8 protein-coding genes and 3 pseudogenes are annotated in these 8,502 nt (G+C 57.7%); 5 read left to right on the top strand and 6 right to left on the bottom strand.

Going from position 1 to position 8,502, the window contains the following annotated elements:
• Window positions 1-50: 50 nt before the first annotated feature.
• Together NKH01_RS34560 and NKH01_RS34555 are read right to left on the bottom strand one after the other, a co-directional pair.
• Window positions 51-1,058, bottom strand: coding sequence for a Gfo/Idh/MocA family protein (locus tag NKH01_RS34560; protein WP_353024673.1), 1,008 nt, complete (start codon window positions 1,056-1,058; stop codon window positions 51-53).
• A 543-nt stretch (window positions 1,059-1,601) separates the two neighbouring features.
• Window positions 1,602-1,841 carry a ribbon-helix-helix protein, CopG family gene (locus tag NKH01_RS34555; RefSeq protein ID WP_353024672.1) on the bottom strand — a complete coding sequence of 80 codons (240 nt, stop codon included), beginning with the start codon at window positions 1,839-1,841 and terminating at the stop codon, window positions 1,602-1,604.
• A gap of 194 nt (window positions 1,842-2,035) precedes the next feature.
• On the opposite strand from NKH01_RS34555, the pseudogene NKH01_RS35410 reads away from it, so the two are divergent.
• Window positions 2,036-2,335 (top strand): annotated as a pseudogene (locus NKH01_RS35410) (reverse transcriptase domain-containing protein); the annotation flags it as partial.
• A 90-nt stretch (window positions 2,336-2,425) separates the two neighbouring features.
• Here the strand turns inward: NKH01_RS35410 and NKH01_RS34545 are convergent.
• Both NKH01_RS34545 and NKH01_RS34540 read right to left on the bottom strand, forming a co-directional pair.
• Window positions 2,426-2,833 carry a flavin reductase family protein gene (locus tag NKH01_RS34545; protein ID WP_502912717.1) on the bottom strand — a complete coding sequence of 136 codons (408 nt, stop codon included), beginning with the start codon at window positions 2,831-2,833 and terminating at the stop codon, window positions 2,426-2,428.
• Between the two features lie 240 nt (window positions 2,834-3,073).
• Window positions 3,074-3,484: pseudogene (locus NKH01_RS34540) on the bottom strand (hypothetical protein); the annotation flags it as partial.
• A gap of 257 nt (window positions 3,485-3,741) precedes the next feature.
• Between NKH01_RS34540 and NKH01_RS34535 the strand changes: the two are divergent.
• From NKH01_RS34535 to NKH01_RS34525, 3 genes and pseudogenes are all read left to right on the top strand, one after another.
• Complete coding sequence (locus NKH01_RS34535; RefSeq protein ID WP_353024670.1) at window positions 3,742-5,100, top strand: LLM class flavin-dependent oxidoreductase; 1,359 nt, start codon at window positions 3,742-3,744, stop codon at window positions 5,098-5,100.
• Window positions 5,101-5,380: 280 nt separating this feature from the next.
• Window positions 5,381-5,577 (top strand): annotated as a pseudogene (locus NKH01_RS34530) (IS110 family transposase); the annotation flags it as partial.
• A gap of 46 nt (window positions 5,578-5,623) precedes the next feature.
• Complete coding sequence (locus NKH01_RS34525) at window positions 5,624-6,148, top strand: transposase (RefSeq protein WP_353024669.1); 525 nt, start codon at window positions 5,624-5,626, stop codon at window positions 6,146-6,148.
• A gap of 226 nt (window positions 6,149-6,374) precedes the next feature.
• On the opposite strand, the gene NKH01_RS34520 is transcribed toward NKH01_RS34525, so the two are convergent.
• The gene (locus NKH01_RS34520) at window positions 6,375-6,605 is read right to left on the bottom strand and encodes a hypothetical protein (protein WP_353024668.1); all 231 of its coding nucleotides are present in this window, start codon (window positions 6,603-6,605) and stop codon (window positions 6,375-6,377) included.
• Between the two features lie 7 nt (window positions 6,606-6,612).
• A complete protein-coding gene (locus tag NKH01_RS34515; RefSeq protein ID WP_353024667.1) occupies window positions 6,613-7,458 on the bottom strand; it encodes a hypothetical protein in 846 nt (281 codons plus the stop codon).
• A 179-nt stretch (window positions 7,459-7,637) separates the two neighbouring features.
• Between NKH01_RS34515 and NKH01_RS34510 the strand changes: the two genes are divergently transcribed.
• On the top strand, window positions 7,638-8,327 hold the full coding sequence (locus tag NKH01_RS34510) for a methyltransferase (RefSeq protein ID WP_353024666.1): 690 nt from the start codon (window positions 7,638-7,640) through the stop codon (window positions 8,325-8,327).
• The last annotated feature ends 175 nt before the right edge of the window (window positions 8,328-8,502 follow it).

The following is an 8,502-nucleotide window of genomic DNA, read 5'->3' as shown; positions in this document are numbered from 1 at the left end:
CAAGCTCTCCTCGACTTGTTGTGATTGTGAAAACGCACTCCGCATTTCGCTTAGTGCGATAATTGTATTGTCCGGCCTCCTTCAGAGGCCGACCTGTAAGCCGCTTCTACCAGCTGTAGTACGGCTGCTGCGTCCCGGAAATCTGCAATGGCTAGGCTGTCATCCTGCAGTGCCTTGAGCACGTGTCGGACAAAATCGGCGTAGTACAAGTCGGTTTCGAACTCAGCAGGCACAAATTCGTGCTCAATTCCATTCACTCCGTCCCTGATAACTTCGATCCCCTTATCAGCGGAGCGAAAGAAGTGATTGCCGGCACGAACAGAAAACGTAAACTCACGTTGCTGGCCAGAAGCGCTGGGGAATGTGTACCCACACTCGATTGTACCGATAGCCCCGGATGCACATTGAAGTGCGACGGTAATGAAATCTTCGATCGATAAGTTGTTGATGAGCGCTGTGGAAAAAGCGGACACAGCTACGATTTTGCTGCAACTTAAAGTTTGGAACAGGTCGATCATGTGTACACCAACATTAATCAATGGTCCCCCGCCTGCGATGTCGCGCTCCAGCATCCAAGGATTGCCTGCTCGCAGATAGCGGCTTGGCGGTCCGGCAATAAACCTGAAGCTGGCGTGGTCGACCCTGACTGGATCCTCTCCACTTTGAATGACCTTCATTGTGTCACTCAGGCGGAAGACAAAAGGTATCGCTACGAATGCTTGCTTTTGAGCTGCCTTCAGAGCCAACTGTTGAACATCTGCAGCCCTAATTCCGCAGGGTTTTTCCATTGCGAATGGGACGCCGTGATCGAGCAGCAGATTGGCTGTCCTCGGCATGTCGATGTGCCTGCCGAAGACGAATGCCAATTCAGGGCGCTCGTGCGCAAGAAGCTGTTCGCAGGTTGCAAAGCATGCCGTTCCGAATTTTCGAGCGAGAGCGGGCCCGGTGGTATCCGTCGGATCAGAGATGCCTATAATTTCGACGCCAGATTTCTCCAACGCATCGATATAGAGCGGGACGTGCCAATGCGCTGTGTCGATCAATGCAACCTTTTTCACGGATACACTCCTCCAGTGCTTGGTCTGAATCTTCGCGTCCACACCGCACGATTGATCGAGCGGTCTCCCAGGGGGCAGCCAGCCTATTCAGCCGTACCGTCAACAAAGCAGTTTAAAGATGGCAGCCGATAAGGTGCCAGAGGGAATCGGGAACTCCGCTAGGAAGATGATAACCGCTAAGAGCGATTTTCAGCGTGAATTCTTTGTGTAGTTTTCCTTGCGTGGATATGAAACATCACCGGGGCCCTCCAGAGGCTATTAGACACCGCTACCGTCTCCCCGTCGGCTTGTTTGTCGCGTTGCACCTGACCGATCCGAGTGCGCCGGCATGTGTCGCCGACCAAGCAGCTTTTCCTTCGACAGAGGACACCCGGGCATAGATCGCTGCGCACGTCATCGCTTCCCTCCCTTACCCGCGGACCCGCGCCGACGATGCGAACCCGCTCCGCAATCAGGATCCCGTAGACCTGTGCCAACTTGGCCTGCAGCAGGCGGTCAAAGACAGGCTCGAGAAGGACGCTGCGAACATCGCCCTCCCGCCGGTCAGCCATGGCCGTCGGCTTCGCCGAGAAACGCCCGAAGCGCCCGACCCACCATGGCGCTGATCGTCGTGCCTTCCGCCGCCGCCCGCGCTCGAATCGCGTCGACCAAACTGGGCGGAAGCTTGAACGTCACTGCCGTCGTGGGCTCGGTCACCGGCACCGGCCGGCCGATCGCCTGCGCCTCCTCGATATACCGATAGGCCTGACGCCGGGACATGGTGAATTGGCGCGACAACGCCATGGCTGCCTCCGCCACGCTCAGCCCACGCGCAAGCAACCCATGGGCAGCATTGATCCGTTCGGTCTTCTGCAAATCCGTCGAGCGCGGCATATGACATATACGTATTACCTTTTAAGACGAAAGTCAAGCACGGAACGAGAACGATCGAGCGAAATCGACCGGTCAAACTCAAAGTTACCTTTTGCGTTCAGGGAGTGATCAGCGTTTTGCTGAGCAACGTGTATCTGCACTATGTGCTCGACCTCTGGTTCGAGCGCGTCGTGAAGGTCCGGCTAAAGGGCGAAGCCCGGCTGGTGCGTTACATCGACGACTTTGTGATCTGTTTCCAACATCAATCGGACGCGCTCCAGGTCCAGGAGGCCTTACGTCACAGGTTGGGGAAGTTCGGCCTCACCCTGGAACCGACCAAGACCAAGCTGGTCGAGTTCGGTCGGTTCGCGCAGCGAGATGCGGGCAAACGCGGCAGAAACCGCCCAGAGACCATCTATTTCCTGGGTATGACGCTGTACTGCTCGCGGAACCTGAAGGGGAACTTCAAGGTGGGGATGCGCACGGAGAAGTCTCGACTTCGACGTAGCATCTCGTCACTGCAAGAACTGATGCGGCGTATTCGACATTACGTCATCAGCGACCAGGTCAGCGAAATCAACGCTGCCCTTGGTGGTCACTATGCCATGCAGCACCGCGGTAACGAGCGTCTCATGGTTTTGGCCCACCACGTTGATGCAGAAGTTCCGGTATTGCTCGACGACGGGCCATGTTGAGGAGGATCGGTTGAGGGAGAACATGCGCGGCGGCTCGATCGAGAGTGCAGTCGCCGACGTCACCGTCGCTCCCGTGCGAGTCTCTCCCTCACCTGCCGTTACGATACTGACGCCGCCGCCCAGCGCGCGCAGAGCGCGCTTCAGCCCTTCGGCGTCGGCCGCAGGGCTAGCAAGACGGCTGGTGGCGGGCTCCTCGTCGGAGGTGCTTGGGGAAGATTGTGCGGTCATCTCGGTCTCTCCTTCGTTCAATCCTCTTTCCGACCTCGCCCAAATGCATCCCGCTCTCAAGCGCGCCAAAATCGGAGCAACCCAACGCTGGTGCCCTTTCGAGCACATCAAAACGTGACTTCGCGGGACGCAGACAATTGTGAGCACTTGCGGTCACCAGGTTGCTAGCACCTCGCTCGAGAGAGAACCAAAAATCGTGCCAGCAACTGTGGCGCATATTTTCCCGGGCTCTTCGAAACGTTAAGTGAATGTGCGTCGTGGAGGATACCGAACAATCTCGTCGCGGAGCCGACAAATCCGACAGCGATGCATCGGACTCTCACGCGACATCTCGACTTCTGCGATCATCGCTTCGGTAGTGACAAGCAGGCCAGCGATCGAGCCGTACCCTGCAGCGCGGTGCGGACGACCTTGGCGGAGGTCGATAACGCCCATCGAGAAGAGAGCGTCGAATTCGACCGTCTGCGCATTCCGGCCATGGGAAAAATTCGGGCTTCTGGCGCCGCTTGCCAGCAATGATCGATTCTTCCGCTCAGCGTTCTCGGCAATTTGCCGCACTGGAGCTTCGATGGAGCGGCGAACGATCTCGACCTCCGGGTCGTCATTGACGGTCTGCACGTCATCGAGAGCCATGAATGCTTGCAGCAGCGAACAGATATTCCAACTGTCACAAGATTATAATAATTCCTTACATAATTTTTAAAACCGAAAACCACCGATATGGTATCAACGCAGTATGAGCTTAGGCAAGGCTGAAAGCGGGTAGGCCGATTTGCAGTCAGAAAGACCGAGAAGGCGCACTTAAGCACTTAACAAGCTTTGTCTGCCTGCTGGTAGTCTCTCTCGTCAACGTGCACGAACAGCCGAACCCGTTGCGCGAGGGCAGTCCAATTGAACGGAGATCCGGTATGCGACGCAATGATGAAATGAAACTCGGGCTATACCTCACTCGGGGGGCGGGATACCACCCAGGTGCATGGCGCGATCCAAACACGCCAGCGAACCGCGGAGTTGATATCGACCAATATGCTGAACTAGCAGCACTTGCCGAAGGCGCGGCGTTCCACCTCGTGTTTCTCGCCGATCATCAAGGCGTGATAGGCGATCACGCAGCCATAGCCCGTGTGAGTGGTATCGAAGGGTTCGAGCCTATTACACTACTGTCGGCGCTTTCATCGAGAACACAGAACATCGGCCTAGTCGCGACAGCGACGACGACGTATTACCAACCTTATCATCTTGCACGCATGTTCGCATCACTTGACCATTTGTCGCGAGGGCGCGCAGCCTGGAACATTGTAACCTCCGCAAGTAACTTCGAAGCCAATAATTTTGGTGAAAAGGAACTTCCCGATCATGACACGCGCTACGCTCGGGCGGGGGAATTCGTAGAAGTCGTCAAAGGTCTTTGGGATACGTGGGAGGACGACGTTTTCATTCGGGACAAGGAAAGTGGTATTTACGGTGATGCTACGAAGGTGCATCTGCTTAACCACCGAGGGAACCACTTTTCAGTCAGAGGCCCACTCAACATTTCGAGACCGCCGCAAGGCTACCCCGTGCTGGTTCAGGCTGGTGCGTCCGATGCCGGAATTACGCTCGCAGCAGAGGTCAGTGACGTCGTGTACACCGCCCAGCCCTCTTTAGAGGGCGGTAAACAATACTACAATACTCTTAAAGAGAAAGCGCGCGCACTTGGACGAGAGGATGATCAGGTACTCGTTATGTCGGGCATTATCCCGATTGTTGGGAGGACTAAGCAAGAAGCGTCTGAGAAGCTTCAAAGACTACAATCATATACCCATATTGATGTTTTATTTGAGGAGGCCTCTCTTTGGCTGGGGTCTGTCACCGACCTGCGTTCAATTAACCTTGACTCATTAGTCCCCGAGGCTTTGCCGCAGACCAATTTAATCCAGAGTCGTCAGAGAGTGCTACTCGACTTGGCCGCAAGCCAGAAATTTACCTGGAGAGAACTAATCCGCCTGGTATCGGATTGCCGTGGCCATCGGCTGGTTGTTGGGACGCCGGATGAAATTGTAGACACCATGGTTGATGCATTTGATCAACATGCGGCTGACGGATTCAACATATTGCCGGCAACCGTTCCTGGCGGACTCAAGGATTTTGTTGAACTGGTCCTTCCAGAGTTGCGCCGGCGAGGAAGAGTCAGATCCGGATACTTCGGAGAAACTCTCAGAGAGAACCTCGGTCTCAAGCGATCACTCAATCGACTCACGCAGCCAAGTCTAAGCGGACGCGCGTGAAAACTGCCCAATCTGTCGGCGGCAGTAGGGCCTCTGATATGACAGACATGCGGGTTTTAGAGGATGGCTGAGTTTCGGCTGGAGATCGGTTCGGAGACGGATTGCCAACATGTGGCGCCGCTTTTCCGCTCAGGTCGCAAAGTGCCCGAGCTGCGCGACGCAGGATGGCACAGAATGCTGTCCAGCCGCAGCCGTGATGGCGGTCGCCTCAGTTTTGGGGCACTTTCAACCAGATCAAAGCACGGAACCCGCTACTGCGACCCAAACTGCGGCTCGAGCCGAGCTGCTGCACTTTTTCGAAAAGCTTCCGCCGTGTCTGGTTGGTTTGGAGGCGTGCGGCGGTTCGCATTATTGGGCGCGCGAGATCGCGGCGCTCGGTCACGACGTGCGTTTGATCCCGCCGATGTGAAGCCCTTCGTAAAACGGGGCAAGACGGACGCCGCCGACGCCGAGGCGATCAGCGAAGCCGTCACCCGCAAGACGGGCGTTCGGCATCCGCAGCTTGCGGCTGAGCTTCCGCAGCGTGGCGGCCAGGCTCGCCAGCATCCGCACACCGGAGGGGACGCCGCTGCCGGACAACACCCGCGCCGAGCTTTACCGCTTTCTGGAGCGGCTCCAGCTCGTGCGCGAGCAGATCCGCGCCATCGAGCAGGTGCGCCTGCTGGTCGCCGCTCCGGCTGCTGCGGCGAGCGGCCCGCACGCGATGGTGCGTCTGCTGGCGCGGATCATCGGGATCGGCGTCGAGACCGCCGACATGCTGGTCCAGGAGATCCTGTCACGCGGCTTGCGCGATCGCCGCGCCGTGGCGCGCTATGCCGGACTGACGGGGTCGCCGGACGAGAGCGGCAAACGCCGCCGCGAGAAGGGGCTGTCACGCGCTGGCAATGCCCGCGTGCGGCACAGTTGGCCTGGCGCTTTCTCCTCTTCCAAAAGGACAGTGCCTAGGTCCAATGGTTCCGGGCGCGCAATCTCGGGACGATCGAGAACGCGCAGGAGTTCATGCTTGCGGCGATGCAGCCTGGCAAGAAGCCGGTCGAGCATGACGTAGCCGATTCGTCGTTTGAACAGGCGCTCGAAGCGGGCGCGCAGGGCCGCCGCGGCGCGGACAAGGAGCACGCTGGTAGTTCTTGAGGTCGCGATAGAACCACCAGATCAACTGGCGCATGATGTCGACGGCCTGACGTTGATCCGGGGTCACGGGTATCAATTTGTGGACGAGCCGCTCGGCGTGGACCCAGCACAGCGCATGCTCGCCAATGCGGAACTGGCCGACATCATCGGATACGATGACGGTATCGGCGAGAAAGCCGTGGTGGCGTATCGCCCCCCCGCATCGCCCCTTCGGTGGCGATCCTGACTGGGTTGGACTCAACCGCAAGCTGGTCAAGGCCCAGCGCCGCCAGATGCGCCTGCCATGCGGCGCTGTCGGCAAATGCCTTGCGCGGCGCAGCCGCCAGCCGCGTGATCGCCGGACCGGCGAGGTTGCGGCCGCGCATATAGGCCACGGCCTCTTCATTGATGAAGTAATCGCTGTGCCCGGCACGCAGCGTCGCCAGGAACGCCTCCCGTGACTTCGATCGTCCGGTGCGGAACGCGGTGAAGCGGCGATCGCCGATCTGGGTGGTGTAGCCGTCCTGGTGGACGTGGCGCGCCGACCGTATCATCGACGGTGATCCAGGGCGCCGTAGCCAGCCCGGCGCGCAGCACGTCACGGTCCTCCGCCGCGAAGGCCTCCAGGCCCTCCGAAATCAGCCCCACCACCTGGCGCTTCGAAATGTCGACCCCGATCCCGGTCAACAACGCCGTCAACCGCTCCGTCGTCACCTGGCCTTGAATGTGGCAGGCCAGAATGAAGCGGCGCAGGTTCGCGCCCCAGCCGCCGATGATCCCCGCCGGCAAGGGCGCCACCATCGTTTCGCCGGTCGGTATCACCCAGCGCTCGCGGCGATAGCGCACCACCTCGGCCGACAACGCCAGATCGCGCACCAGGATCGTCTCATACCCCTTGAAGCGAGGGCCCGCAGGTGCGCTCACCGCAACCGTCACCGTGCGGCTCACGCGACCGCCATCGCGCGTGGCGCCGCGCCGGCGGCGCTTGTCCTTGCCAGATGTCGGCTGCGTCGCCTTCTCCATGCCCGATGGCTTGGTCGGCGTGACCGTGGGACGCGGCGGCAGGTCCTTCAGCCGGGCGATCTCATCCTTCAGGGTCTTGTTCTCGGCGCGTAGCGCCTGGTTCTCGATCTCAAGGCTCTCGACCCGGCCTTGAAGACCGCGCACTTCGCCGATCAGCGCAGAAACCAGCCCGCGGAGTTCCGCAAGCGACAGGCCTTCAGGCGAATCAGTCGGTGGTAGCGTCACGCAATGGGTGAATCACGAACGCACGCGCCTGCAAACCCCTCCGCCCGGAAATCTGCCCCGATTACGGCCCCGGCGACGTTTCATATCCATGCAAGGAAAACTACATGAAGAATTCACACTAAAAATCGCTCTCAGCGGTTATATCTCTCTAGGATTTCTTGCTAATAGGAGGATCTCACATGGATATTGATAGGGTGTCGTACGTGAGAAAGCGCCTAGCGGAAAGTCAACAGGACGAGTTTCCAAAGTATACAAATTGCCTTGGCTTGGATATAGAGGTGCACAAGGATGTTTTTTGGGACGACGATAATAATGTTACCGGCCGTTGGGTGACTGAGAATGTGCCCTCAACGACCGGAAAACGCGTTCTTGAGATCGGATGCGGATGCGGCCTCACGGCACTATTCTTGGCTAAGAATGGCGCGTCCCACGTGCTTGCCACCGACGTAAATCCGAACGCTGTTACCAACACGCTAGCTAACGCTCGCCGAAACGGGCTTACTAATGTCACAAGCATTCGAAGCGATCTCTATGAGAGTGTCCATCAAAATCAACGTTTTGACTATATCGTGTCCCATTTGCCGTCCACTCGTGTTCCAGAGGATTTTGAATACTCCAGCATGATCGAGTACAGCAGTTTCGATCCAGGCGGGACGCTACTGCAGAAGTTCCTCCTTGAGTCGGAAAAATATCTAGCGACAAATGGCACTATGATATTAGGTTACAATGTGTCGCGAAATGAGTGCATGATCATGAACAAGTTGGACCACTTAGATCTTCGGTATAGGCTGATCGCGAAACGGAAAATTACGCCTGATGGCATGATCAATGTTCACGTGTATGAGATTTGGCCGCATCACGGTGAGTGATTTTTGGGATATCATTTACGATTCTCGTACCTAGATCTTGTGTGATGATAAAACGTTCTCGTGATGGGCGCCGCTAAGCGAACACCAGGCACCGCATGACGGACTGGCGATCGATATACTGGGAAAATTGTTGTGGGTTAGCTTTTCATCGCTCACAGTTTGGAAGGACAAGTTA

Origin of the sequence: Mesorhizobium sp. M1403 (assembly GCF_040317695.1) — a bacterium.
In the GTDB taxonomy this organism is placed as follows: Bacteria; Pseudomonadota; Alphaproteobacteria; order Rhizobiales; family Rhizobiaceae; genus Mesorhizobium.
The sequence above is the reverse complement of the archived record's forward strand: the minus strand, read 5'-3'. Positions and strand labels throughout refer to the sequence as shown.